Source organism: Terrabacter sp. R4-6 (assembly GCF_057529065.1).
The window spans coordinates 294,676-318,864 of sequence record NZ_CP197224.1 but is presented as its reverse complement, the minus strand read 5'-3'; the positions used below and the strand labels follow the sequence as shown (position 1 = coordinate 318,864).

The 24,189-nt window shown below is 71.5% G+C and carries 19 protein-coding genes; 7 read left to right on the top strand and 12 right to left on the bottom strand.

The window, feature by feature from the left end; translation table 11 throughout:
• Nucleotides 1-42: 42 nt before the first annotated feature.
• Nucleotides 43-933, bottom strand: a complete 891-nt coding sequence (gene panB, locus ACSSS0_RS01480; RefSeq protein WP_487229781.1) for a 3-methyl-2-oxobutanoate hydroxymethyltransferase — start codon at nucleotides 931-933, stop codon at nucleotides 43-45.
• 275 nt (nucleotides 934-1,208) lie between these two features.
• On the opposite strand from panB, the gene ACSSS0_RS01475 reads away from it, so the two are divergent.
• From ACSSS0_RS01475 to ACSSS0_RS01460, 4 genes are all read left to right on the top strand, one after another.
• On the top strand, nucleotides 1,209-3,536 hold the full coding sequence (locus tag ACSSS0_RS01475) for an immune inhibitor A domain-containing protein (protein WP_487229780.1): 2,328 nt from the start codon (nucleotides 1,209-1,211) through the stop codon (nucleotides 3,534-3,536).
• 155 nt (nucleotides 3,537-3,691) lie between these two features.
• Complete coding sequence (gene glnA / locus ACSSS0_RS01470) at nucleotides 3,692-5,029, top strand: type I glutamate--ammonia ligase (RefSeq protein WP_487229779.1); 1,338 nt, start codon at nucleotides 3,692-3,694, stop codon at nucleotides 5,027-5,029.
• A gap of 49 nt (nucleotides 5,030-5,078) precedes the next feature.
• Nucleotides 5,079-8,111, top strand: a complete 3,033-nt coding sequence (locus ACSSS0_RS01465; RefSeq protein WP_487229778.1) for a bifunctional [glutamine synthetase] adenylyltransferase/[glutamine synthetase]-adenylyl-L-tyrosine phosphorylase — start codon at nucleotides 5,079-5,081, stop codon at nucleotides 8,109-8,111.
• Nucleotides 8,108-9,376, top strand: a complete 1,269-nt coding sequence (locus ACSSS0_RS01460; protein WP_487229777.1) for an MFS transporter — start codon at nucleotides 8,108-8,110, stop codon at nucleotides 9,374-9,376. Before ACSSS0_RS01465 ends, ACSSS0_RS01460 begins: the two co-directional genes overlap by 4 nt.
• A 65-nt stretch (nucleotides 9,377-9,441) precedes the next feature.
• Here ACSSS0_RS01460 and ACSSS0_RS01455 read toward each other — a convergent pair whose 3' ends face one another.
• The 5 genes from ACSSS0_RS01455 to glnA (ACSSS0_RS01435) all read right to left on the bottom strand — a co-directional run bounded on the left by ACSSS0_RS01455 (nucleotide 9,442) and on the right by glnA (ACSSS0_RS01435) (nucleotide 14,997).
• Entirely contained in the window at nucleotides 9,442-10,428 is a 987-nt protein-coding gene (locus ACSSS0_RS01455) for a peptidoglycan-binding domain-containing protein (protein WP_487229776.1), read from the bottom strand.
• 289 nt (nucleotides 10,429-10,717) lie between these two features.
• On the bottom strand, nucleotides 10,718-12,286 hold the full coding sequence (locus ACSSS0_RS01450) for an MFS transporter (protein WP_487229775.1): 1,569 nt from the start codon (nucleotides 12,284-12,286) through the stop codon (nucleotides 10,718-10,720).
• Nucleotides 12,283-12,726, bottom strand: a complete 444-nt coding sequence (locus tag ACSSS0_RS01445) for a DUF1810 domain-containing protein (protein ID WP_487229774.1) — start codon at nucleotides 12,724-12,726, stop codon at nucleotides 12,283-12,285. Before ACSSS0_RS01445 ends, ACSSS0_RS01450 begins: the two co-directional genes overlap by 4 nt.
• A gap of 63 nt (nucleotides 12,727-12,789) precedes the next feature.
• Nucleotides 12,790-13,416, bottom strand: a complete 627-nt coding sequence (locus ACSSS0_RS01440; protein ID WP_487229773.1) for a DUF305 domain-containing protein — start codon at nucleotides 13,414-13,416, stop codon at nucleotides 12,790-12,792.
• A 156-nt stretch (nucleotides 13,417-13,572) separates the two neighbouring features.
• On the bottom strand, nucleotides 13,573-14,997 hold the full coding sequence (gene glnA, locus ACSSS0_RS01435; protein WP_435985709.1) for a type I glutamate--ammonia ligase: 1,425 nt from the start codon (nucleotides 14,995-14,997) through the stop codon (nucleotides 13,573-13,575).
• A gap of 201 nt (nucleotides 14,998-15,198) precedes the next feature.
• Here glnA (ACSSS0_RS01435) and ACSSS0_RS01430 point away from each other — a divergent pair, with 201 nt between their 5' ends.
• Nucleotides 15,199-15,678 (top strand): RDD family protein, encoded by a 480-nt coding sequence (locus tag ACSSS0_RS01430; protein ID WP_435985710.1) that lies wholly within the window; start codon nucleotides 15,199-15,201, stop codon nucleotides 15,676-15,678.
• A 99-nt stretch (nucleotides 15,679-15,777) separates the two neighbouring features.
• On the opposite strand, the gene ACSSS0_RS01425 is transcribed toward ACSSS0_RS01430, so the two are convergent.
• From ACSSS0_RS01425 to lipB, 5 genes are all read right to left on the bottom strand, one after another.
• The gene (locus ACSSS0_RS01425) at nucleotides 15,778-16,512 is read right to left on the bottom strand and encodes a DUF4191 domain-containing protein (protein ID WP_435985711.1); all 735 of its coding nucleotides are present in this window, start codon (nucleotides 16,510-16,512) and stop codon (nucleotides 15,778-15,780) included.
• 5 nt (nucleotides 16,513-16,517) lie between these two features.
• The gene (lipA, locus tag ACSSS0_RS01420) at nucleotides 16,518-17,543 is read right to left on the bottom strand and encodes a lipoyl synthase (protein ID WP_487229772.1); all 1,026 of its coding nucleotides are present in this window, start codon (nucleotides 17,541-17,543) and stop codon (nucleotides 16,518-16,520) included.
• Nucleotides 17,544-17,665: 122 nt separating this feature from the next.
• Nucleotides 17,666-18,715, bottom strand: a complete 1,050-nt coding sequence (locus ACSSS0_RS01415; RefSeq protein ID WP_487229771.1) for a hypothetical protein — start codon at nucleotides 18,713-18,715, stop codon at nucleotides 17,666-17,668.
• Entirely contained in the window at nucleotides 18,712-19,683 is a 972-nt protein-coding gene (locus ACSSS0_RS01410; RefSeq protein ID WP_435985714.1) for an ABC transporter ATP-binding protein, read from the bottom strand. The genes ACSSS0_RS01415 and ACSSS0_RS01410 overlap by 4 nt, the downstream gene beginning before the upstream one ends.
• A gap of 111 nt (nucleotides 19,684-19,794) precedes the next feature.
• Nucleotides 19,795-20,454, bottom strand: a complete 660-nt coding sequence (gene lipB, locus ACSSS0_RS01405; RefSeq protein WP_435985715.1) for a lipoyl(octanoyl) transferase LipB — start codon at nucleotides 20,452-20,454, stop codon at nucleotides 19,795-19,797.
• Nucleotides 20,455-20,490: 36 nt separating this feature from the next.
• Here lipB and ACSSS0_RS01400 point away from each other — a divergent pair, with 36 nt between their 5' ends.
• Both ACSSS0_RS01400 and ACSSS0_RS01395 read left to right on the top strand, forming a co-directional pair.
• Nucleotides 20,491-21,558 (top strand): Gfo/Idh/MocA family protein, encoded by a 1,068-nt coding sequence (locus ACSSS0_RS01400; protein ID WP_487229770.1) that lies wholly within the window; start codon nucleotides 20,491-20,493, stop codon nucleotides 21,556-21,558.
• Between the two features lie 122 nt (nucleotides 21,559-21,680).
• Complete coding sequence (locus tag ACSSS0_RS01395; protein WP_487229769.1) at nucleotides 21,681-23,288, top strand: serine/threonine-protein kinase; 1,608 nt, start codon at nucleotides 21,681-21,683, stop codon at nucleotides 23,286-23,288.
• On the opposite strand, the gene ACSSS0_RS01390 is transcribed toward ACSSS0_RS01395, so the two are convergent.
• Entirely contained in the window at nucleotides 23,266-24,174 is a 909-nt protein-coding gene (locus tag ACSSS0_RS01390; RefSeq protein WP_487229768.1) for a TIGR01777 family oxidoreductase, read from the bottom strand. The genes ACSSS0_RS01395 and ACSSS0_RS01390 overlap by 23 nt on opposite strands.
• Between the last annotated feature and the right edge of the window lie 15 nt (nucleotides 24,175-24,189).

Sequence of the window (24,189 nt, the reverse complement as noted above, 5' to 3'; positions counted from 1 at the left end):
ACGCTCCGCCCGACCGGTCCCGACCGGTCGGGCGGCGTCGTCTCAGGACTCGAAGGAGTGCTCGGCGTCGGGGAATGCGCCCGACTCCACGTCGGCGGCATACGCCCGGGCGGCGTCGAGCAGCGTGCCGCGCAGGTCGGCGTACTTCTTGACGAACCGCGGTGCCTTGCCGCTGCGCAGGCCTGCGAAGTCGCTCCACACGAGCACCTGGGCGTCGGTGCCGCTGCCGGCGCCGATGCCGATCGTCGGGATGCTCAGCACCTCGGTGACCCGGGCCGCGACGGGGGCCGGGACCATCTCGAGGACGACGGCGAAGGCGCCGGCGTCCTGCAGTGCCCGCGCCTCGTCGACGAGCGCGTCGGCCGCGTCGCCGCGCCCCTGCACGCGGTAGCCGCCGAGCTGGTGCTCGCTCTGCGGCGTGAAGCCGACGTGGGCCATGACCGGGATGCCGGCGTCGGTGAGAGCCTTGACGAGCGGCACCATGGCCGTGCCGCCCTCGAGCTTGACGGCGTGGGCCAGGCCCTCCTTCATGAGGCGCACGGCGCTCGCGAAGCCCTGCTCGACCGACCCGCCGTAGGAGCCGAAGGGCAGGTCGGCGACGACGAGCGCGCGACGAGTGGCGTTCGACACGGCCCGGACGAGCGGGATCATCTCGTCGAGCGTGACGGGCACGGTCGTCTCGTAGCCGTAGACGTTGTTGCCGGCCGAGTCGCCGACGAGGAGCACGGGGATCCCGGCCTCGTCGAAGATCTGCGCCGCATACATGTCGTATGCCGTGAGCATCGCCCAGCGGCGTCCCTCGGCCTTGAGCGCGTGCAGGTGCGGGATGCGCACCTTGCGGGGGGACGGAGCGGCGCTCGCACCCGCGGGGGCGTCCTGCGCCCGGCTGCCGGAACCGTAGGGACTCTGCTCCTCGGGGGCGTCTGCGCTCATCCCGGGAGCATATCGGCGCCTCGGGGGAGGCCCCAGGTGGTCGGCACCGTCGCCCAGATGCCTCTGTGACAGATGGGGTTCTATACCCGACGCACGGGCGTCTGGGAAGGGTTGAGGGGTGTCTCTATACAAAGATTTTACGTTTCTTGCGATGAACTGCCTTGTGGCACAAGTTTTTTCGATTTGTCTGGCAGCGGACGCCAGATTGTCTGTGTTCTGTGTTCTTATACGCGAGGTGCCGGAATTGCGGTGCCTAGTGACCAGGAGGACAGATCGTGAACAAGCGCCATTGGAGTGCTGTCTCGGGGCTGGCTGTGGGGGCGCTCGTCGTCACCGGGCTCAGCGCACCGATGCAGGCTCAGGCAACCCCCCTCGCGAAGGCCCCGGTGAGCGGTGACCCCGCAGCAGCCCAGGCCTCGCAGCCCGACAACCTGCCCAATCCCCTCGCCGAGGCCCAGGCCGCGGAGACGAAGGCAGCCGTCACCAAGCTGCTCAAGGGCGAGGCCACGACCAAGACGATCAACGGCAACCGCGTGATCGAGGTCAAGACCACCGCCAAGAACGGCAAGGCCGGCAAGTCGAAGTACGTCAACTACCCCGTGAACCGCGAGGAGGACATCTTCACGATCCTCGTCGAGTTCGGCGACCAGGTGAACGCCAGCACCAAGGGCACTCCCGGGCCGCTGCACAACCAGATCGCGGCACCCGACCGCAACTGGGACGGCGACAAGACCGACGACAACTCGACGTACTGGCTCTCGGACTTCAACCGCGAGCACTACCAGCAGATGATGTTCGGCGAGGGCGAGTCCTTCCGCGACTTCTACCTCAAGCAGTCCAACGGCCGCTTCCTCGCCAAGGGCGACGTCTCCGACTGGGTGAAGGTCCCCTTCAACGAGGCCCGCTACGGCTCCAACGGTTTCGCCCAGAGCTCGACCTACTGGCCGTTCGTGCGCGACACCGCCAAGGCCTGGTACGACTCGCAGGTCGCGGCCGGCAAGACGCCCGCCGAGATCAAGGCGTACCTCGCGCAGTTCGACAAGGTCGACCGCTACGACTACGACGGCGACGGCGACTTCAACGAGCCCGACGGCTACATCGACCACTTCCAGGCGATCCACGCCGGAGAGGGCGAGGAGGCCGGTGGCGGTGCCCAGGGCACCGACGCGATCTGGTCGCACCGCTGGTACGCCTACTCCACGAGCGCCGGCTCCACGGGTCCCGCCAACAACAAGGCCGGCGGTGTGCCTCTCGGTGACACCGGCATGTGGATCGGTGACTACACGACCGAGCCCGAGAACGGCGGCCTCGGCGTCTTCGCGCACGAGTTCGGCCACGACCTCGGTCTGCCCGACCTCTACGACACCAACGGTGGCGACAACAGCACCGCGTTCTGGACGCTCATGAGCGGTGGCTCGTGGCTCAACCACGGTCCCGACTCGATCGGCACGACGCCCGGCTACATGGGACCGTGGGAGAAGCTCCAGCTCGGCTGGCTCGACTACAAGACGGTCCCCTTCGGCGAGGACACCTCGGTCAAGCTGAGCCAGGCCGACCTCTCGACGAAGAGCGGCTCCGTCCAGGCCCTCGTCGTCCCGCTGCCCGAGCGCACGGTCACGACGACGCGCAACACGCCCCACTCCGGCAAGGCCGAGTGGTGGAGCGGCTTCGGTGACAACCTCAACGCGACGCTCGCACGCACCGTCGACCTGACCGGCGCCAAGACCTCTGCCTCGATCAGCGCCTGGGTCCAGGGCAACCTCGAGAAGGACTACGACTACATGTACGGCGAGGTGTCGACCGACAACGGCGCCACGTGGACGCAGATCGGTGCCCCGCTCAACAACGTCTTCGACTGGACGCAGAAGTCGTGGGACCTCTCGGCCTACAAGGGCCAGAGCGTCCAGTTCCGGTTCCGCGTCGCCACCGACGGTGGCGTCGCGAGCGAGGCCTTCGTCGACGACATCTCGGTGACCACCGACGGTGTGGCCGGTGCGGTCGACGACGTCGAGGCCGGTGCGGGTGCGTGGACGGCCAAGGGCTTCTCGATCACGAGCGGCACGACGGCCAAGCAGGTCCAGGACTTCTACTTCGCCGAGAACCGCGTCTACAGCGGTTACGACGAGACGCTGAAGACCGGCCCGTACAACTTCGGCTGGGGCACGACGAAGCCCGACTGGGTGGAGCGCTTCCCCTACCAGAACGGCATGCTCGTCTGGTACGCCAACGGTGAGTACGCCGACAACAACACCAAGGACCACCCGGGCGGTGGCGAGGTCCTCCCGGTCGACGCCCGCCCGGCGCCGATCATGCTCGCCAACGCCGACGGCACCTCGACGATGCTGGGCAACCGTCGCCAGCCCTTCGACGCCACCTTCGGGCAGGAGGCCACCGACGCGGTGACCTTCCACCGCAACGGTGTCGCGACGACGGTCCCGTCCTCGCCGGCCCTGCCGACGTTCGACGACTCGGTCGCCGACCGCTACTGGTCCGCGGCGAACCCGTGGGCCTCCACCAAGGTGGCCGGCTCGGGCACGACGATGACCGTGACGAAGACGCGTGACGGCGGCAACGAGCTGCAGGTCAAGGTCGCGTTCAAGTGACACACCCCGTGACCGCGAGGTCATGAGCGCGTCGGGCCCCCGGGACATGTCCCGGGGGCCCTTCGCGTGCCCGCCCGGCGGCATACGACAGGGCTCTCGTCCCAAAGATCGTGTGTCGCAACATCCGTGAAACAGCCATGCGGCAGGATCGACACATGAACCGTCAGGAAGAGTTCGTGCTGCGCACGATCGAAGAGCGAGACATCCGGTTCGTCCGTCTGTGGTTCACGGACGTCCTCGGCACCCTGAAGTCGGTGGCGGTCGCCCCGGCCGAGCTCGAGGGGGCCTTCGCCGAGGGCATCGGCTTCGACGGTTCGGCGATCGAGGGTTTCGCGCGCGTCTACGAGGCCGACATGCTGGCCAAGCCCGACCCGTCGACCTTCCAGATCCTGCCCTGGCGCGGCGACCCTCCCGGCACGGCGCGGATGTTCTGCGACCTCCAGCTGCCTGACGGCACGCCGAGCTTCGCCGACCCGCGGCACGTGCTCCAGCGGGCCCTCGGCAAGGCCGCGGACCTCGGCTTCACCTTCTACACCCACCCCGAGATCGAGTTCTTCCTCCTCGAGCAGGGACGCGGCCCTGACGGGCGGCCCGTCCCGGTCGACGACGCCGGCTACTTCGACCACGTGCCGCACGGCACCGGCCACGACTTCCGCCGCGCCGCGATCACGATGCTCGAGAACATGGGCATCTCGGTCGAGTTCAGCCACCACGAGGGCGCCCCGGGCCAGAACGAGATCGACCTGCGCTACGCCGACGCGCTCAGCACGGCCGACAACATCCAGACCTTCCGGACGGTCGTCAAGGAGGTCGCCCTGACGCAGGGGATCTACGCGACCTTCATGCCCAAGCCGTTCTCCGAGCACCCCGGGTCGGGGATGCACACGCACCTCTCGCTCTTCGAGGGCGACTCGAACGCCTTCTTCGAGGCCGGCGCCCCCTACCAGCTGAGCAAGGTGGGGCGGCAGTTCATCGCCGGCCTGCTGCGCCACGGGGCCGAGATCGCCGCCGTGACGAACCAGTGGGTCAACTCCTACAAGCGCCTCTGGGGCGGGGGAGAGGCTCCGGCCCACCTCACGTGGGGCCACAACAACCGTTCCGCGCTCGTCCGGGTGCCGATGCACAAGCCCAACAAGGGCCAGTCGACGCGCGTCGAGGTCCGCTCGCTCGACGCCGCCTGCAACCCCTACCTCGCCTTCGCGGTCCTGCTCGGGGCGGGCCTCAAGGGCATCGACGGGGGCTACGAGCTCCCTCCCGAGACCGAGGACGACGTCTGGAGCCTCACCGACTCCGAGCGCCGCGCCATGGGCATCAAGCCGCTGCCGTCCTCGCTGGGGCGGGCGCTCGAGGTCATGGAGGAGAGCGAGCTGGTGGCCGACGTCCTCGGCGAGCACGTCTTCGACTTCTTCCTGCGCAACAAGCGCCAGGAGTGGCTCGACTACCGTCACGAGATCAGCCGCTTCGAGCTCGACCGCTACCTGCCGCGACTCTGACCGGACGGGCCCCACCCTCCCTGACCGAAGACCGAGCGATTCGACACCGATGTCATCACGCACCAGCACGACCGAGGGAGCCCTGGCCCGGCTCGGTTTCGCCGACCCCGACCGCGGCGTCGGGCTCATTGACGACCGCGCGCTGCTGCCGATCCGGGCGGCCTTCGAGGACGGCCAGCTCGACCCCCTCGCCGCCGTCATGGGCGACACCGCCGACCCCGACCAGTGCCTGCTCGGGCTGGTCCGGGTCGCGGAGTCCCTCGCCGCACTCGGTGACCCGCCCGGGTGGGGCATCTCGGCCTTCGCCGCCGAGCTCGCCACGCCCGGTGTCGGGCGCGACCGCGTCCTCGGCGTGCTCGGGGCCTCGACGGCACTCGTCGACGAGCTGGTGCGACACCCGGAGCACTGGGTCGACGCCGCGCGTGCCGAGCGCCGCACGGGCGAGCAGGTGCGCAGCGACCTCGTGCACGCCGTGACCGACGAGCGCGGGGACCGCACGCCGCTCGACGCCCTGCGCATCGCCTACCGCCGCGGGCTGCTGCGGATCGCCGCCCTCGACGTCACCGCCCCCGACCCGCTCGCCGAGATGCCCGCCGTCGGCGAGGCCCTCGCCGAGCTGGCGGAGGCCGCCTTGGAGGCCGCCCTCGCCATCGCGAGGGAGGAGTACGGCGAAGGCCACGAGGTATGCCGTCTCGCCGTCATCGGGATGGGCAAGACGGGCGGTGGCGAGCTCAACTACGTCAGCGACGTCGACGTCATCTTCGTCGCGGAGCCGGCCGACGGCGCCGACGAGGACCTCGCGCTGCGGGTCGGCACGGCCCTCGCGACCGCCGTCATGCGGGCGTGCTCGACGCCCACGCCCGAGGGCAGCCTGTGGCCGGTCGACGCCGCGCTGCGCCCCGAGGGCAAGCAGGGCCCGCTCGTGCGCACCATCAGCAGCCACAAGGCCTACTACGAGCGCTGGGCCAAGACGTGGGAGTTCCAGGCGCTGCTCAAGGCGTGGGTCTCGGCGGGCGACAAGGAGATCGGGCTGCGCTACAAGGCGGAGATCTCGCCCATGGTGTGGGAGGCGGCCGGACGGGACAAGTTCGTCGAGGACGTCCAGGCGATGCGGCGCCGCGTCGAGCAGCACGTGCCCGCCAACGAGGCAGCGCGCCAGCTCAAGCTCGGTCCGGGGGGCCTGCGCGACGTCGAGTTCAGCGTGCAGCTGCTCCAGCTCGTGCACGGGCGCACCGACCCGAGCCTGCGGTCCGCGACGACGCTCGAGGCCCTCGCGGCGCTGGCCCGCGGCGGCTACGTGGGCCGTGACGACGCCGCCATCCTCGACCGGGCCTACCGCCACCTGCGCTGCCTCGAGCACCGCATCCAGCTGCACCGGCTGCGCCGCACGCACCTCATGCCGGTGACGGAGGCGGACCTGCGCCGGCTGGGTCGGGCGATGGGCCACCGCACGCACCCGGAGCGGGCCGTCGTGGCCGACCGCCAGGCGTCGGCCCGGGAGGTGCGCCGGCTCCACGAGCGGCTCTTCTACCGCCCGCTGCTCGCCGCCGCCGCGAAGCTCAGCCCGACCGAGGCACGACTCAGTCCCGAGGCTGCCCGACAGCGGCTCCTCGCCCTCGGCTTCCGCGACCCGGCCGGCGCCCTGCGGCACATCGAGGCCCTGACGACGGGTGTCAGCCGTCGCGCCGCCATCCAGCGCACGCTGCTGCCGGTCATGCTCGGCTGGTTCGCCGACGAGGCCGACCCCGACGCCGGGCTCCTGTCCTTCCGTCGCGTCTCCGACGAGCTCGGCTCGACCCACTGGTACCTCAAGATGCTCCGCGACGAGGGACGTGCTGCCGACCGTCTCGCGCACTGCCTCGCGCGCAGCCGCTACGCCGCGGACCTGCTCGTCCGCTCGCCGGAGAGCGTCTCGATCCTCGGCGACGACAACGGGCTGACCCCGCGCACGCGCGAGGCCATCACGGCGACGATGCAGTCGGCGGCCGGTCGGCGCGACTCGGCCGCGGACGCCGTGGCCGCGGTCCGCGCGATCCGGCGCCACGAGCTGCTCCGCATCGTCATGGGGGACCTCGTCGGGGTCATCGACCTGCCCGGTGTCGGGGCGGCCCTGACCGACCTCACCGGTTCGACGATCCAGGTCGCCCTCGAGGCGGCCACCCGCGAGGTGGAGCGGCGTGAAGGTGAGCCTGTCGGGGGTGACATCCTCGTCGTCGCCATGGGCAGTCTCGGTGGCCGGGAGCTCGGCTACGCCAGCGACGCCGACGTCATGTTCGTCCACCAGCCGCACCCCGGCTCGTCGGAGAAGGACGTCCAGGCCCGCGCGACCCTCGTGGTGCAGGAGCTGCGCAAGCTCCTCTCCGGCTCGGGCCCCGACCCGGCGCTCGGGCTCGACCCCGACCTGCGTCCCGAGGGCAAGGGCGGCCCGCTCGTGCGCAGCGTCGACTCGTTCCGCACGTACTACGAGCGATGGGCCCTCACGTGGGAGTTCCAGGCGCTCCTGCGCGCCACCCCGATCGCGGGGCCGTCGTCGCTGGCCGAGGCCTTCCTCGAGCTCATCGACCCGTTGCGGTGGCCCGAGGGCGGCCTCGACGACAGCCAGGTGCGTGACATCCGCACCCTCAAGGCGAGGGTCGAGAGCGAACGCCTGCCGCGGGGCGCCGACCCGCGCACCCACATCAAGCTGGGCCGCGGCGGCCTGACCGACGTCGAGTGGGTCGTCCAGCTGCACCAGCTCGAGCACGCCCACGCGCACCCGGCCCTCCGGGTCACCGGCACGATGGCCGGGCTCGCGGCGCTCGAGTCCGAGGGCCTGGTCGCGACCGAGGACGTCGTGGCGCTGCGCGAGGCCTGGCGTCTCGGCGCGCTCATGCGCAACGCCGGTGTGCTGTGGCGGGGGAGGGCCATCGACAGCGTCCCGTCGGACCTGCGAGACCTCGACGGGATCGGCCGGATCATGGGTCGGCCGGCGGGCGAGGGATCAGCCCTCGCCGAGCTGTGGCGCCGGGTGGCCCGACGCTCCCGGCACGCCACTGATTTCAACTTTTACGACACCCCACCTCGGGGTAGCGTCGTCACGTGAATCCGAGCCAGGTGCAGGGCGACAGCGCGCCGACCTACGCCGCCGTCCTCCGGGTTCCGCGGTACCTGCCGGTGTTCCTGGCCAACGCCCTCTCGATGTGGGGCGACTACATCGCGCGCGTCACGATCGCGGCCGTCGTCTACGAGCGCACGTCCTCGCCGCTCGCGACGGCCACGACGCTCGCGGTCAGCCTCGTGCCCACCTTCTTCGGGCGCAGCCTGATCGGTCCCGTCGTCGACCGGTTCCCCTACAAGTGGGTCCTCATCTGGTCGCACCTGTTGCGGGCCGCGTGCGTCCTGGGTCTGATGTGGCTCGTCCTGCAGGGGTCGAGCCTCTGGTTGATGTTTCTCGTGCTCTTCGGGCTCGAGCTCATCGGCGGGGCGTCGACGGCGTCCTACATGGTGCTCGTCACGGACCTCTTCGAGGATCGCCACCTCTACGCCCGGGCCGTGGGACTCGGGGCGATGTCCGAGCAGTTCAACCAGGCGATCGGCCTGGCCGTCGGCGGTGGGCTCATCGTGCTCGTCGGTCCCGAGACGGGGCTGCTCTTCGACCTGCTGACGTTCGTCGTCGCGGCACTCGTGACGCTCTTCGTCGTCGAGCTCAGGCCCGTCTCGGGCGAGCGGGGTCGTGGCCTGCGCGGCTTCGCCCGCGACCTCACGACGGCCGCGGGCGACCTCGCGCGCCACCCGGTCCTCGCGCGACTCGTGACCCTGAGTGCCGTCGCGTGCCTCGGCATCGTCGCTCCCGAGGCGCTGGCCCTGCCGATCGCGGGGCAGAACGGCTGGGGCGGCGTGCTCATGGCCTCCCCGATCGTGGGGGCCGTCGTCGGCATCGTCCTCATCGGCCGCCGTGACGTGCACCAGCAGAACCGGTCGATCGTGCCGCTCGCGCTCCTCATGCCGCTGCCGCTGCTGCTGACTGCTCTCCAGCCGCCGATCTGGCTCGTCGCGCTGCTCTTCTTCGTGTCCGGCATGATGCAGGCGTTCATGGTGCCGCTGCAGGCGACGTTCGCCCTCGTCACGGAGCCGGCCCTGCGGGGTCGCATCTTCAGCCTGGCGGGGTCCGTCTCGATCGCCGCGGCCGGCCTCTCCTACCTCGCCGCCGGATGGGTGGCTCAGCACTCGAGCGCCTATCGCGCGGTCACCATCTGTGCGGCCGTGTGCCTCTGCCTCATCACCCTCATCGCCGTCACGTGGCCGCACAGCCGGGTCCGTTCGGCGGTCGACTCCGCCTACGCGACGCCGTCCTCCCGCGCCGCCTGAGCGACGCGGAAGGACGTCCGGTGCCGGATGGCGTCCGGCGGGGCCCCTAGGGGCCAGGCCTTTCGTCAGTGCATGCCGTGGGCAGCGAGCAGGGCCCGCCAGGTCGACGGGTAGGTGATGCCCGTGGCGCCGAGACCGTGTGCGGTCTGCCACGTCTTGAGGCGGCTCGTCGTGACCGAGGCGAAGGTGCCGGTCGCCGGGGACACCCCGATGGCCTGCTGCAGCGTCGTCACCGCGGGCCCGGACATGCCCGGACGCAGGACCATGCCCGAGCGAGGGACGAGCTGCTTGAGCAAGGTGCTCGCGCCGGACGGAGCCTTGACGACGGCGTAGGTCGGGCAGCGCCACGGGTTGGGTGCCGCCTGGCCCTCGGACCAGTTGAGGTCCGCGGGTCGGCAGGGGCCCCAGTCGACCGGCGCGACCGCCTTGGTCCAGAACGAGGTGCGCCCGTTCGCGCCCTCCCACGAAAGGCTGAGGTGGACGTGGTTGCGGTGACAGGCCGTGTCGTACGCCGACGAGGGCGTGTCGGCGCAGTTGCTGTACGGGCGCCATCCCTCCGAGGGGCGGTAGGAGCTCCACATCTTGTCGTTCCAGATGATGTACATGACGCCGAGTCGCCGGGCGTTGGCGTAGCGGTTGCCCGCCTTGTCGTACGCCAGCAGCCAGGTCAGCAGGGCGCTGGCCTCGGCGCGCTCGGTGGCGTTGCGCACGTTGAAGAACGTGTCGATGGCACGCCCGTCGAAGTGCTCCGACGACGGGGTCGTCGCCGACGTGCAGGTGCGCGAGAGGCTGTACGTGTTGCCGTACGTCGCCTGGATCAGCGAGGCGAGCTTCGCCGAGCCGGTCCGGGTGCGCAGGTCGCAGCCCGTCGGCGGGACGTAGGGCGACAGGCCCTCGATCGCGACCGGGAGGCCGGTCGGGGTCGGGGGCACGGCGGCGCCCCCGCCGGCGGTGGCCGGCGCGGCCACGGCGGACACGATGGCGAGCGAGGCGACCGCTGACAGCAGCAGGCCGAGGCCGCGCAGGCGTCGGGGAAGGGTGGGGTGCTTCATGGGTTCTCCGAGACGGGGATCGGTGGGATCCACCCGGGCCGAGGCAGGGTGGCAGGGCGCGAGGGGTCTGGTGTTGTGATCCCGTGCGCGTGGAGAGAGGCCGTCAGGGAACCTGCGAACGCGGGTGTGGCAATTTAACCCATTTGTCCGGCTACTGCCCAGTCAACGAGGACATCGACCTCCGGACACGCCGGACAGACCGCGTGACCCGTCGCTCACGATGAGGTATGCCGCGCTCATCCGGGACGCAGGTGGTAAGGCCGGGACAGGCCCCGGCCGGGATCCCGGATCAGCGTCCGAGGGTGGACGCTGCCCGTTCGCGCCGCCTGCGCCCGCGCAGGTCGAGGGAGCTGGCGAGCAGGGCGACCGCGACGAGGCCCGCGGTGACGCGCAGGGCCGTCGACGCGTCGAGGCCGCCACCCGACGCCGCCGTCGAGTAGAAGACGGCTCCGACGAGGGCGATCCCGGCTGCGGTGCCGATGCGTTGGCCGGTCTGGAGGAGCCCGCCCGCGGTGCCGGCTCGCTCGACCGGGACCTGGGCGACGGTGAGGGTGATGTTGGGCGAGATGACCAGCCCGCTGCCGAGACCGGCGACGAGCAGGGGTCCGGCGAGCCACCAACCGAGCGAGGCGTCGTGGACCGCGCCGAGCACGACGTCCACCGCCACGATGCCCACGAGCACCACGGCCAGCCCGCCGGTCACGAGCGACCTCTCGAAGCGAGTGACGAGTCGCCCGCCGATCGCGGAGGTCACGGCCGAGCCGGCGGCGAAGGGGGTGACCGCCAGCCCGGCGAGCAGCGGCGAGTAGCCGAGCTGCTGCTGGAAGAAGATCGTCAGCACGAAGAAGATGCCGGTGAAGCCGCCGAAGTAGATGCTGCCGACCGCAGCGCCCGAGGCATAGCCGGGCACGCGGAAGAGAGCCAGGTCGACGAGTGGGCTCCGGCCGCGCCTCGTGTAGGTGCGCTCCCACCAGAGGAAGGCCACGAGGAGGACGCCGCCGATGACGGCGACCCACCCCGGCACACCCGCGCCGCCACGCCCGGCCTCGACGACGGGCAGCAGGATGCCGAGCACGCCGGCGCCGAGCAGCACCACGCCGAGGGGGTCGGCGTCGACGTGCCGGTTCGGGTCGCGCGGCGGAGGGTCGGGCAGCCAGCGCATCGCGAGGACGACCGCGACCACGGCGATCGGCAGGTTGACGAAGAAGATCCACCGCCAGCCGCGCTGCTCGCCCAGGCCGTCGAGGATGACCCCGCCGACGACGGGTCCCACGGCCGTGGAGATGCCGATGGTCGCGCCGAGCAGGCCGAACGCCCGGCCACGCTCGGCGCCGCGGAAGAGCTGCTGGATCAGACCCGAGACCTGCGGGTTGAGGATCCCGCCGGCCGCCCCCTGGACCAGCCGGGCGACGATGAGCAGGGTGGCATTCGGCGCGATCCCGCAGGCCAGGCTCGCGAGCCCGAAGAGGACGACGCCGACGACGAACACGGTGCGGCGGCCGAGCGCGTCGCCCAGGCGTCCCGCCGGCACGAGGGTCAGGCCGAAGGCGAGCGCGTAGCCGGACACGACCCACTGCAGGTCGCTCGGGGTGGCCTCCACCCCGGTCTGGATCGAGGGAAGGGCCACGTTGACGATGCTGACGTCGAGGAGCGTCATGAACCCGGCCACGAGGCACACCCACAGGGCCTTCCAGCGCCGCGGGTCGGGCGCGTCCGCTGCGTCACCCATGGCCCGACCAGATGGCTCACGGTCGGTCCGCTGGTCGGTCCGCTGGTCGGTCCGCTGGTCGGTCCGCTGGTCGGTCCGCTGGTCGGTCCGCTGGTCGGCGAGGTCGGCCTCGACGGGGTCGTCGGTCACGAGCCGAGGATCCCGGTCGTCGCGTCGTCGCGGCGGCCCTCGAAGAAGTGCTCGAGCACGCGGGCGAACGGCTCGGCCTCCTCCGCGTCCCGTGCAGCGAGCTCGAAGAGCGTCATCGACGAGCGCAGCTTGGTCGCGTCGACGGGACCGAGCACGCGCACCGGGTCATCGGTGTCGAGGGCGTCGAGCGTGTCCGCGCACTCGCGCAGTCGGGGTCCGAGGACCGGGTGGCGCAGGTAGGCGCGGGCCTCGCCAAGGCCCGACACGGCATACGCCTTGGCAGTCTCGCTCCTGCCCAGCCCGCTGACCTGGGGAAGGATGAACCACATCCAGTGACCGCGCTTGGCGCCGGCCCGCAGCTCCGAGAGCGCGGCGGCGTAGGTGCCGCCCGCGTCCTGGGCGCGCACGAACCGCTCGAGGTCGGGGGAGTCGTCGGTCATGTGGAGGTCGTACCCGAGATGCCGGCCCGACCGGACACCCCTGTCCAGGGTCGCGACCGTCGGTCAGGACGTCAGCGCACGCATCGTGGCGATCTCCCGCATCTGGCCGGCGACGACTGCCTGGGCGAGCGCTCGCACGTCGGGGTCCGCGGTCGTCGAGAGCACCGTCCTGCTCATCGTGACGGCTCCCTCGTGGTGGGCGATCATCATCGTGAGCCACAGCCGGTCGAACGCCTCGCCCTCGGCGTCGGCGAGCGTCGTCATGTCGGCATCGGTCATCATCCCGTCCACGCCGTGGTCCATGTGACCGGAGGCGCTCGTGGGGGCTCCCCACTCCTGGAGCCAGCCCGTCATCGTCGCGATCTCCGGTGCCTGGGCGGCGCGGATCTGGCGGGCGAGGTCCCTGACGGCGCTCGAGGTCCCCGCCTTCTCCAGCGCGAGGTCCGCCATCTCGACGGCCTGCTCGTGGTGGGGAATCATCATCTGGGCGAACATCACGTCGCCCGGAGCCTGGGCCGACCCGGTCGTCGACGCCCCTGAGGTCGCCGACGGCGACCCGGCGTGGGTGGCGACCGAGCCGTGGTCCATGCCTGCGGTCGCCCCGGTGTCGTGCCCACCACAGGCGCCGAGCGCAAGGGTGGCCGTGATGCCGACGGCGGTGAGGACGGGGATGCGGTGTCTGTTGCGCACGATGTCTACTCCTCGGGTTTCGGGAGTCCAGCATACCCCATAGGGGTATCCCTGCCCGGCTGGGCGGCGTACAGCGCGAAACGCGGGCCCCCGTAGGGACCCGCGTTCCGAGTGTGGCCGTCCCACCAGGGGACCGGCCGGTGCTGCCGAGTCGGCTCAGATGTCGAAGTACATCTCGAACTCGTGCGGGTGCGGACGGAAGCGGATCGGGTCCACCTCGTTCTTCCGCTTGTACTCGATCCAGGCCTCGATGAGGTCCTGCGTGAACACGTCGCCCTCGAGGAGGTAGTCGTGGTCGGCCTCGAGCGCGTCGAGCACCTCGGGGAGCGAGCCGGGCACCTGCTGGATCGCGGCGTGCTCCTCGGGCGGCAGCTCGTAGAGGTCCTTGTCGACCGGCTCCGGCGGCTCGATGCGGTTCTTGATGCCGTCGAGACCGGCCATGAGCTGGGCGGCGAAGCAGAGGTACGGGTTCGCCGACGGGTCGGGAACGCGGAACTCGATGCGCTTGGCCTTCGGCGACGTGCCCGTGATCGGGATGCGGACGCAGGCCGAGCGGTTGCGGGCGGAGTAGACGAGGTTGACCGGGGCCTCGTAGCCGGGGACCAGACGGTGGTAGGAGTTCACCGTCGGGTTCGTGAAGGCGAGCAGCGACGGGGCGTGCTTGAGCAGGCCGCCGATGTACCAGCGCGCGAGGTCGGACAGACCGCCGTAGCCGCGCTCGTCGTAGAAGAGGGGCTCGCCGTCCTTCCACAGCGACTGGTGCGTGTGCATGCCCGAGCCGTTGTCACCGAAGAGCGGCTTCGGCATGAACGTCGCCGTGTGGCCCTGCTTCCACGCGGAGTTCTTGACGACGTACTTGAACTTCATGAGGTCGTCGCCGGAGTGGAGCAGCGTGTTGAAGCGGTAGTTGATCTCCATCTGGCCCGCGGTGCCGACCTCGTGGTGGCTGCGCTCGACGTTGAGACCGACCTCCTTGAGGTCGAGGCAGATCTTGTCGCGGAAGTCGGCGAAGTGGTCAACGGGGGAGACGGGGAAGTAGCCACCCTTGTAGCGGGTCTTGTAGCCCTTGTTGCCGCCCTCCTCGACGCGACCGGTGTTCCACGCGGCCTCGATGGAGTCGAGGTAGTAGTACGACGCGTTCTGCTTCGTCTCGAAGCGCACGTCGTCGAAGATGTAGAACTCGGCCTCGGCACCGAAGTAGGCGGTGTCGGCGATGCCGGTGGACTTGAGGTACTCCTCGGCCTTGCTCGCGATGTTGCGCGGGTCGCGGCTGTAGCGCTCGTCCGTGAACGGGTCGAGGATCGAGAAGTTCATGACCAGCGTCTTCTCGGCGCGGTACGGGTCGACGAAGGCCGTGGCGGGGTCCGGCACGAGCTTCATGTCCGACTCGTGGATCGCCTGGAAGCCGCGGATCGAGGACCCGTCGAACATCTGACCAACGGTGAAGAAGTCCTCGTCGACCGACTCAGCCGGCACGTTGAAGTGCTGCATGACACCGGGCAGATCGCAGAACCGAATGTCGACGAACTTGACGTCCTCGTCCTTGATGAACGTGAGGACCTCGTCAGCTGAGCTGAACATCCAACCTCCTGATGTGGGGCGAGGGCGTCTCCCGGTCCGGGGCTCCACGGAGCGGCAAGGATCGAGGGACGGCCTCGTGCTGTCGGTGTCGACACTATCGACTGCCGATTTCTCTGCCATGACCCTCATGTTTCGCGGGTGTTACGGATGGACAGGCCCGGGCAAAGAGCCCGGGCCGTGTCTCGTTACGCTGGACCCGTGGTGGACCGCAAGGATTTCGGCTCGTGGCTCGAGGGCCCGCGCGCACGTACGAACGCCGAGGGGCAGTACCGAGGCCGCGACCTCGGCCTGCCCCCGCGCGGACCCGGCTCGGTGGCCGGCTTCGGCATCCGGTTCGCGGGTGTGCTCGTCGACTGGACCATCGCCTCGTTCATCGCGAGGGGCCTCTTCGGGGTGCCGCTGCCGTTCTCGCAGCCACCGGCGTCGGGCGCCCAGGGGTTCGTCGTGCTCGCCGTGTTCGGCGTCATGCACCTCGTGCTCGTCGGCACGGTCGGCTTCACGATCGGTCACCGGATCATGGGTCTGCAGGTGCGCTCGCTCGTGGGCGACCGCGTGCTGCCGCTCCAGGCCGTCGTCCGCACCGTCCTGCTCTGCCTCTTCCTGCCCGCCGTCGTCTGGGACCGTGACGGCCGGGGCCTGCACGACAAGGTGCCGAACACCGTCATCGTGCGCACCCGCTGACGCGAGCACGCCTGCGAGGACGGGGTATGCGCAAGGGCCGGTTCCCGGGGAACCGGCCCTTGCGCATACCTCTGGGTCGTGCCGCCGTGGCGGCCGGGCTCACTTGCCGCGCAGGGCCTTCCGGTCCATGCGGGCGCGCATCGGGTCGACGCCGGGCGGGAGCGGGGCGCGCAGGCCACCGAGTGCCTTGAGGCGCTTGTTGACGAGCGCCATCTCGTCCTTGGTGATCTGCGGCTTGAGGCGCTGGACCTTGCTCGCGAGCTTGGGGAGGGGCACCTCGTTGTCGCCCGAGCCGACGCGCATCGTCGTGACCGGGACTCCGGGGGCGACGCGCTCGACGCGCTTCTTCTCGGTGGCGAGCAGCTTCTGGACGCGCGCCGTGGGGCCCTCGCCGACGAGGACGACGCCGGGGCGGCCCAGTGCGCGGTAGACCATCGCGGCCGAGTTGATGTCGCCGGGCCGCGCCACGTCGGCGGCGACGGGCTCACGGTCGGTGTACCACCCGCGGCGGATCGAGGTGAGGGCGGCGCCGGCGGCGCCGGCCTGGCCCTCGATCTGGCTGTATGCCGCCCGCTCGGCGCGACGGCTCATGATGATCGTCGCGGCGAGGATGCCGAAGAGCACCCCGAAGATGCCGAAGATCCACGGCAGCTTGACGAGGAAGCCGATGACGAGCAGCACCCCGAAGACGACGAGGAACGACAGCAGCATGAACCAGCCGATGAGCGGGTCAGCCTGCTTGGAGACCCGGTAGACGTCGCGGATCTGGGACAACCGTCCCTGCTTCTTCTCCTGGGGCGCGCTGCTCGCGTCGCCGTCCTTGTTGCGTGCCATGGTGCTCAGGATACGGCGCTCTGGGCGCGGGCCACCAACGACGCCGCCTCCTGGCGGGCGGGGGACCCGGCGGCCTCGGCCAGGTGCGAGAGGTGAGCGGGGATCTCGCGCCCCCACTTGCGCATCGCAGTGGCCCACAGGCGACCGGCGCGGTACGACGAGCGCACGAGCGGACCGGCCATGACGCCCTTGAATCCCATCTCGTCGGCGACCTCGGACCAGTGCACGAACTCCTCGGGCTTGACCCACCGGTCGATCGGGTGGTGCAGCTTGGAGGGCCGGAGGTACTGCGTGATGGTGAGGATGTCGCAGCCGGCCTCGTGGAGGTCGCGGATGGCCTCCTCGATCTCGGTGTCGGTCTCGCCCATGCCGAGGATGAGGTTGCTCTTCGTGACGAGCTCGGCCTCACGGGCCATGCTCAGCACTGCCAGCGACTTCTCGTAGGTGAAGGCAGGACGGATGCGCCGGAAGATGCGCGGCACCGTCTCGAGGTTGTGCGCGAAGACCTCGGGCCGGGCGTCGAAGACCTGGCCGACGAGCTCCGGCTTGGCGCCGAAGTCGGGCGGGAGGATCTCGACGCCGGTGTTGGGGTTGAGCAGGTGGATCTGGCGGATCGTCTCGGCGTAGAGGCCGGCGGCGCCGTCGGGCTGGTCGTCGCGGGCGACACCGGTCACGGTGGAGTAGCGCAGGCCCATCTGGGCGACCGACTCGGCCACGCGGCGCGGCTCGTCGAGGTCGAGCGTCGTCGGGCGGCCCGTGGCGATGTCGCAGAAGTCGCAGCGCCGGGTGCACACGTCACCGCCGATGAGGAAGGTGGCCTCCTTGTCCTCCCAGCACTCGAAGATGTTGGGGCAGGCGGCCTCCTGGCACACCGTGTGCAGTCCCTCGGACTTCACCATCGAGTGCAGGGCGGTGTACTCGGGCCCCATCTTGGCCGTCGTCCTGATCCAGGACGGCTTGCGCTCGATGGGGGTCTCGGCGTTGCGCGCCTCGACGCGCAGCAGACGACGGCCGTCGGGAACGACAGACACACGGGCTCCTTGGTCGGGATTTGCTGCTCCGCACAGGTTACGCCTCTCCGCCGACGGTCCCGGACCACCCTCGACGTGGGCGTATGCCGGGTGGCCGGGTCCGGGGAGGGGCGTCCTCGGCGTCAGGTGACGTCGCGGCGCCGGAACGACGCGACCCCGACCAGCACGATCGCGAGCGCGACGACGAGGAGGAAGACCCAGCCGTGCGTGTAGGTGAGGGTCCGCTCGGTGTAGTCGCACGACGTGGGTCCGCAGGACTCGGCGAAGTAGGTGGTGCCCCGCTCGACGAACGCCTCGATGTTCTTCAGGACCGACCACTGCTGGAGCCGGCCCTGGAGGAACGCCTGCATCGCGATGCCCTCGACGACGACGGCGAAGCCGAGCACGGTCCCGATGATCGCCGCCGTGTGCCGGAGCAGCAGGCCGAGCGCCGCCCCGACGACGCCGGCGCCCACGGCCAGCGCGACGATGCGCAGCCCGAGCAGCGCCAACGGCTCCTCGAGCGGAGGCGCCTGGGGCAGCTGGAGGTCGGACCCGGGGCGGTTGACGACGGCGACCATGCGCGCGCCGAGGTTGGTCAGGACGAGGCCGAGGACGGCGACGACGGCGCCGCCGACGGCGGCCGCCGTGAGCTTGCTGGCGGCGACGCGCAGCCGACGTGGCTGGAAGGTGAGCCACAGGCCCATCGAGCCCGTGGAGAACTCGGCTCCGACGAAGCTCGCGCCGAGCAGCAGTGCCACGAAGGCGAGCAGCAGGGCGATCGTCCTCGCGATGCCGTCGGTGACCGTGTCGGCGACGGGCAGGGCGAGGCCCATCTGCTCGAGCGTCGGCGTCTGGCCCTGCTGGTCGCAGCCGAAGTCGAGCGTCTGGTCGCCGCTCCGGTCACGCTCGATGGCCTGCTGCTTGCGGCACTCCTCGATCATCCGGGGTGCTTCCTGCTGCATGATCCGATAGCTGTCGAGCTGCTGGGCGAGGCGCTCGGGCGTGCTCGCGTTGTAGGCGTTGAAGACGCTGGCCCCGATGAAGACGACGACGGCGGCGAGAGCCACCTTCGTCAGTCGGCGCCACCAGAGTCGGCGCAGCTCGACGCCGACGAGGCCGACGAACGACGTGCCCTTCGGCTGTCGGGCGGCGCGGGGCCCGGAGTCGGGGGAGACGAGGGTGCTGCTCATGCCGCGCCCCCGTTCCGGCGACCGCCGGCGGCCCGGTCGGCCTCGCTCCCGAGGCCCTCGTCGGCGGTGAGCGCGAGGAAGGCCGACTCGAGGTCCGGACGCACCGGGACGAGCTCGGCGACGTAGAGACCGTGCCCGGCGAGGGAGCGGGTGACGGCCGAGGGGTCGTCGGTGCCGACGACGAGGTAGGCGTCGTCGCGGGTCAGGGTGAAGCCGTCGGCGGCCAGCACCTCGGCGGCCCGGTCGGGCGAGGCGACGCCCACCCGCACCTGGGCGGTGCCGGCGGCACCCGCGCCGCCGAGGATGTCGCTCACGCGCCCCTCGGCGAGCAGCGACCCGTGGCCGATGATCGACACCGTGTCGGCGACCTGCTCGACCTCGGCGAGGATGTGCGAGCTGACGAGCACCGTCTTGCCCTGCTCGCCCAGCGACCTCATCGTGTCGCGCACCTCGCGGATGCCCGCGGGGTCGAGCCCGTTGGTGGGCTCGTCGAAGATGAGCAGGTCGGGGTCCTTGAGGAGCGTCGCCGCGATGGCCAGGCGCTGCTTCATGCCCAGCGAGAAGCCGGCGTAGCGGTCGCGCCCGCGGTCGCCGAGGTGCGTGGCCTCGAGCACCTCGTCGACGCGCTGTCGCGGGCTGCCGATCGCGCCCGCGAGCAGGGCGAGGTTCTGGCGGGCGGTGAAGGCGGGGAAGAACTTCGGCGACTCGACGATGGCCCCGACCCGGTCGATGACGTGCGGCAGCCGCTTGGGCACCGCCTCGCCGAAGACCTCGGCCGTGCCGGAGTCGGCGCGCACGAGGCCGAGCAGCATCCGGATCGTCGTCGTCTTGCCCGAGCCGTTCGGGCCGAGGAAGCCGTGGACGCCGCCGAGCGGCACGGCCATGGACAGGCCGGTGACGGCGACGCGTCTCGACCCTCGGCTCAGGTACGTCTTGCGTAGGTTGACGGTGCGGACGGCGACGTCCATCGATCCCCCTGGTTCGACCGGTTGGTGGTCGACACCCTAGGGGTGGCCCGAACGGACCGCGCGGGGACCCGCCGGTCACGACACGGCATACGGGACCCGGGGGGCGGGAGGTCAGGCGAGGGCGCGGCGGTTCGGCTGGAGCGTCGGCAGGATGTCGGCGAGGTGCTTCTCGACGTGGGGGAGCACCTCGGTCACGGGCACGTCGCGCCCGAGCTCGTAGGACAGCGAGGTGACACCGGCCCCGACGATGCCGCACGGGATGATGACCTCGCCCCACGACAGGTCGGGGTTGCAGTTGAGCGCGAAGCCGTGCATCGCGACCTGACGGCTGACGCGGATGCCGATGGCGCCGATCTTGCGACGCGGGCCGCGGTCGTCGGCGGCGATCCACGTGCCGCTCTCGCCCTCGACGCGTCCGGCCTCGACGCCGAAGTCGGCGCAGACGCGGATCATCATCTCCTCGATGTGGCGGACGTAGCCGACGACGTCGATGGGCGCCGGGAGCCGGACGACCGGGTAGCCGGTGATCTGTCCCGGACCGTGCCAGGTGATCTTGCCGCCGCGGTCGACGTCGATGACGGGAGTGCCGTCGCTGGGTCGCTCCTGGGGCTCGGTGCGCTTGCCCGCGGTGTAGACCGCGCGGTGCTCGAGGAGGTAGACGGTGTCGGGCTCCTCACCCGCCACGACCTTCGCGTGCGTGTCGCGCTGGACCTGCCACGCCTGCTCGTAGTCGACGAAGTCGGGGTCGAGACCGAGGTGGACGAAGCGCATGCGGCCACCCTACGCCGGGCGGCATACGATGCCGGAATGCCTGCCACCGACCCGTCCCCGTCCACCCCGCCGCGTGTCGGACTCGTCGGCTACGGCTCGGCGGGCCGGGGCATCCACGCCCCGCTCATCGGGCGGGCCGGCCTCACCGTGGCAGCCGTGTCGACGTCGAACGCGACCCGCGCCGACGAGGTGCGGGCCGACCTCCCGGGGGCCGAGGTCGTCCCCGACCTCGAGGCCCTGCTCGGCGTCGAGGGTCTCGACCTCGTCGTCCTCGCGTCGCCGAGCGGCGTGCACGCCGAGCAGGCCGAGCGCGTCATCGAGGCGGGCATCCCGCTCGTCGTCGACAAGCCGCTCGCCGTCGACGCGAGCCGTGCCCTCGACGTCGTCGACCTGGCCGCCCACCACGGCGTGCCGCTCACGGTCTTCAACAACCGGCGCTTCGACCCCGAGCTTGCGGCGCTGCGCATCGTCCGCGACGACGAGCTCGTCGGCGAGATCTGGCGGGCCGAATACCGTTGGGACCGTTGGCGTCCCGTGCCCAAGCAGCGCTGGCGTGAGCAGGTCACCGCCGAGGAGGGCGGCGGTCTGCTGCTCGACCTGCAGACCCACCTGGTCGACCAGGCGGTGCTCCTGCACGGCGAGGTCGAGTCGGTCTATGCCGAGGTCGACTCCCGCACGACGGTCGCGGAGGACGACACCTTCCTCGCGTGCCGGCACACGTCCGGCGTCGTCAGCCACGTCATGTCGAGCTCGGTCAACGGCGCACCCGGACCCCGCGCCCGCGTCAACGGCTCGGCGGGCTCCTTCGTCATCGGCCGGCAGGTCGACGACGTCAGCGCGTTCACCGAGTTCGAGAACGACGGGGACGCGATCGGCTGGATCGTGCGCGGTGACGAGCGCGAGCGAGGACCGGTCGTGACCGACGCCGACCAGGCGGACTTCTACCGCGCGGTGGCGGCGGCACTGGCGTCGTCGGACCCGCAGGCGACGATGCCGGTCGACCCGCGCGACGCCGTGCACGTGCTGGCGGTCGTCGACGCCGCACGGATCAGCGCCCGCGACCGACGGGTCGTCGACGTCGTGACGCCCGGCCAGACCCCCTGACGGGAGCCGGGCACCGACCGGTGGTCGTATGCCGGGCGGCCCGGTACGTCGTCGCGCGCGGTCCCCTCGCGACCTGTGGACGACGCGCCCGCGGACGGCTGCGGCGCTGCTTGCATGGCCGGGTGACCGAGAACGAGCGAGAGCAGCCACCGGAGCGTCCCGACGTCGCGGGGCACCGCGTGGACTCCGTCATCGGCGTGGGATCGTCGGCAGTCGTGTGGTCCGGCGTCGACGCGACGGGACGCCGGGTGGCCGTCAAGGTGCCGCACCTCGTCCGCGACCAGCTCGACCGGCAGCAGTCGCTCGCCGAGCAACAGGTGCTGCTGGCCGTGCAGCACGACCACCTCGTGCCGCTGCGGTCGGTCGTGCCGCTGGCCGACGGCCGCGAGGCGCTCGTCTTCGACCTCGTCGCGGGGGCCCAGCTCGCCGGGATGGTGCGCAGCCGCGGCCACCTCCGGCCGGGCGAGGTGGTCACGGTCCTGACGCCCGTGTGCGAGGCCGTCGCCCACCTGCACGCGGCAGGAGGCCTGCACGCCGACATCTCGCCGTCCAACGTCATGCTGACCTCCGACGGGCGACCGGTGCTGCTCGACCTCGGAGCCGTGCGCGTGGCCGGCCACCAGCCCGGAGCCGTCCACGGCACGGCCGGCTTCGTCGCCCCCGAGGTGCTCCTCGGCGGCGCCCCGGACGAAGCCTCCGACGTCTACGCCCTCGGCGCCGTCGCGTGGTTCTGCCTCACGGGCAACGGTGCGCCGGACACGGTGGTGCGGCTCGCTGAGGAGACCGTCGTGAGCCACGTCGGGCCCGAGCTCGCGGCCGTCGTCGCGGCGGCCATCGACCCCGACCCGGACCGCCGCCCGGGTGCGGCCGAGCTCGCACGGCTCGTCTACGACGCCGCTCCGGCCGAGCCCGTCGAGGTGGTGGTCGGAGCAGACCAGGCCTCGGCTCTGACCCACCGGCTCCGCGCCGAGGCCGGTCGCGAGCCATCGCTCGTGCAGCCCGACCGCCGTCGCTGGCCGCGGCGACTCGTCACGTCCGTGCTCGTCGCGCTGCCGCTGCTCGTGGCCGCCGGGTGGGCGTGGGCGGCCCGCGCTCCGGGACCGACGGCGCCACTGGCAGCGGTGGCCACGACGGACGCGAGACCGGGGTCCACGACACCCGGTGCCGCTGGGGCGGCGACAACACGCCCGGCCCGAGTCCCGGCAGCCTCGCCGCCGACCGCGTCCTCGATGCCGTCGACGGGGCTGAAGCCGCCGAAGCCGCCGACACCGGCGGTCCCGACGCCCTCGTCCGGGTCGGCCGTGGGCACCGCCGACCGGGTGCTGCGTGACCCCGCCGGCGCCTCGACGAGGCCGGAGGACCTGCTGCAGGCCCTCAGCGACCGGCGTACGGCCGCGCTCGTCGATCGCGACGCGAGCGCCTTGACGGGAGTCCACGCGCCCGGCTCGCCGAGCCTGTCGAGCGACCGGGACCTGGTCTCCGGGCTCGTCGAGGCCCGCACGCGGTGGGAGGGGCTGCGGCTCGAGGTCGCCGAGGCGCTCTACGTGACGGGGTCACCCACGGAAGCGGTCGTCCGCGCCAGGGTCGACTGGACGGCATACGTCGTCGTCACCGCGGGCGGTGCGCGGCTCGGTCGACCGGCGGACGTCGGTCGTCAGCTCGACTTCCGGCTGACGCGTGGAGCGCAAGGTTGGCGGATCAGCGCGATCAGCGCTTCACCAGCCACCTGACAGCGCTCTCCAGGTCGGGGTGCTCGAAGGAGAACCCGGAGGCGAGCAGGGCCTTGGGCTCGACGCGCTGGCTCGCGACGACGTAGTCGGCGAACTCGCCGATGACGGCGCGCAGGGCGAAGTGGGGCGCGGGGACGAAGGCCGGGCGTGACAGCGCCGATCCGATGGCCGAGGCGATCTCGCGCTGCCGGGCAGACCCCGGAGCGACGAGGTTGAACGGGCCGGTGAGCTCCGGGTGGTCGACGAGGTGCAGGATCGCGCGCACCTCGTCGACGAGGGTGATCCACGGCCACCACTCGCGCCCCGAGGCCATCGGGCCGCCGAGGCCGAGACGGCCGAGCAGCACGACCTGCTCGAAGGCGCCGCCCTCGTGGGCCATGACGAGCCCGGTGCGGGCCAGCGCGACGGGCAGGCCCGCCTCGACGGCGGGCCCGGTCGCGGCCTCCCAGCGGACGACGACGCAGGAGAGGAAGTCCTGACCCGGCGTGCTCGTCTCGGGGAGGTGCTCCTCACCCCGGTCGCCGTAGTAGCCGACGGCCGACGCGTTGACGAGACGGATGGTCTCGCCGGTGCGGTCGCGGTGGGCGACGAGGGCCTGCGCGACCGTACCGGTCGCGTCGGTGCGCGACCGCTCGACCTCACGCTTGTGCTCGGCGTTCCACCGGCGGTCGCCGATGCCGACACCGGCGAGGTTGACGACCGCGTCGACCCCGTCGAGCGCCCCCTCCTCGAGACGGCCACGGCTCGGGTCCCACAGGACCTCGTCCGGCGCGGACGGGGCATGGCGCACGAGACGCACGACGTCGTCCCCGCGCTCGGCGAGCGCACGACGAAGCGCGCCGCCGATCAGGCCGGACGAGCCGGTGACGGCGACGCGCTTCGTCATGGGGTGCTCCTCATG

Coding starts and splice junctions, on each gene's coding strand:
- panB (WP_487229781.1), bottom strand. CDS start 933: ATGAGCGCAGACGCCCCCGAGGAGCAGAGTCCCTACGGTTCCGGCAGC.
- glnA (WP_487229779.1), top strand. CDS start 3,692: ATGAACCGTCAGGAAGAGTTCGTGCTGCGCACGATCGAAGAGCGAGAC.
- ACSSS0_RS01465 (WP_487229778.1), top strand. CDS start 5,079: ATGTCATCACGCACCAGCACGACCGAGGGAGCCCTGGCCCGGCTCGGT.
- ACSSS0_RS01455 (WP_487229776.1), bottom strand. CDS start 10,428: ATGAAGCACCCCACCCTTCCCCGACGCCTGCGCGGCCTCGGCCTGCTG.
- ACSSS0_RS01445 (WP_487229774.1), bottom strand. CDS start 12,726: ATGACCGACGACTCCCCCGACCTCGAGCGGTTCGTGCGCGCCCAGGAC.
- glnA (WP_435985709.1), bottom strand. CDS start 14,997: ATGTTCAGCTCAGCTGACGAGGTCCTCACGTTCATCAAGGACGAGGAC.
- ACSSS0_RS01425 (WP_435985711.1), bottom strand. CDS start 16,512: ATGGCACGCAACAAGGACGGCGACGCGAGCAGCGCGCCCCAGGAGAAG.
- ACSSS0_RS01415 (WP_487229771.1), bottom strand. CDS start 18,715: ATGAGCAGCACCCTCGTCTCCCCCGACTCCGGGCCCCGCGCCGCCCGA.
- ACSSS0_RS01410 (WP_435985714.1), bottom strand. CDS start 19,683: ATGGACGTCGCCGTCCGCACCGTCAACCTACGCAAGACGTACCTGAGC.
- lipB (WP_435985715.1), bottom strand. CDS start 20,454: ATGCGCTTCGTCCACCTCGGTCTCGACCCCGACTTCGTCGACTACGAG.
- ACSSS0_RS01400 (WP_487229770.1), top strand. CDS start 20,491: ATGCCTGCCACCGACCCGTCCCCGTCCACCCCGCCGCGTGTCGGACTC.
- ACSSS0_RS01390 (WP_487229768.1), bottom strand. CDS start 24,174: ATGACGAAGCGCGTCGCCGTCACCGGCTCGTCCGGCCTGATCGGCGGC.